Annotated in this window: 1 protein-coding gene; it reads left to right on the top strand. The window is 63.7% G+C overall.

The annotated features are described in order from the left end of the window. Positions 1-811, top strand: an 811-nt coding sequence (locus D8U61_RS21525) for an HlyD family secretion protein (protein ID WP_130927645.1), incomplete at both ends; no start/stop codon positions are given.

Genomic DNA, 811 nt, shown 5'->3' with positions numbered 1-811 from the left:
CTGGCGCATGGTGATGTATTACATGTTCGCGCCGTGGACCCGCGACGGGCACATTCGCGCCGACATCGTGCAGATCGCCCCGGACGTGTCCGGGCTGATTCAGCAAGTGGACGTGCGCGACAACCAGTGGGTGAAACGCGGCCAAGTGCTGTTCAGCATCGATCAGGACCGCTTCAAGCTGGCCCTGCGCCAAGCCAAAGCGGCGGTCGCCGACCGTCAGGAAACCTTGGCCCAGGCCCAGCGCGAGGCCAAGCGTAACCGTGGCTTGGGCAATCTGGTCCCGGCCGAGCAACTGGAAGAAAGCCAGTCCCGGGTGGCGCGCGCCGAAGTGGCATTGATGGAAGCGCAAGTAACGGTGGACAGCGCCCAGCTCAACCTCGACCGCTCGGTGATCCGCAGCCCGGTGGATGGCTACGTCAACGACCGGGCGCCGCGCTCTCAGGAGTTCGTCAGCGCCGGGCGCCCGGTGTTGTCGGTGGTCGACAGTAATTCCTTCCACATCGACGGCTATTTCGAAGAAACCAAACTGGACGGCATTCATGTCGGCCAGAGTGTCGATATTCGCGTGATCGGCGACCGTGCGCGCCTGCGCGGACATGTCGAAAGCATCGTCGCCGGCATCGAAGACCGTGACCGCAGCAGCGGCAGCAACCTGCTGCCCAACGTCAACCCGGCGTTCAGTTGGGTGCGGTTGGCCCAGCGGATTCCGGTGCGAATCGCTTTCGATGAGGTGCCGGAAGATTTCCGCATGATTGCCGGGCGTACGGCCACCGTGTCGATCATCGACGATCAAACCGGGGGGCCGGCGAAA

This window comes from Pseudomonas sp. Sample_14, assembly GCF_004307515.1.
Taxonomy (GTDB): domain Bacteria; phylum Pseudomonadota; class Gammaproteobacteria; order Pseudomonadales; family Pseudomonadaceae; genus Aquipseudomonas; species Aquipseudomonas atacamensis.
The sequence above is the reverse complement of the archived record's forward strand: the minus strand, read 5'-3'. Positions and strand labels throughout refer to the sequence as shown.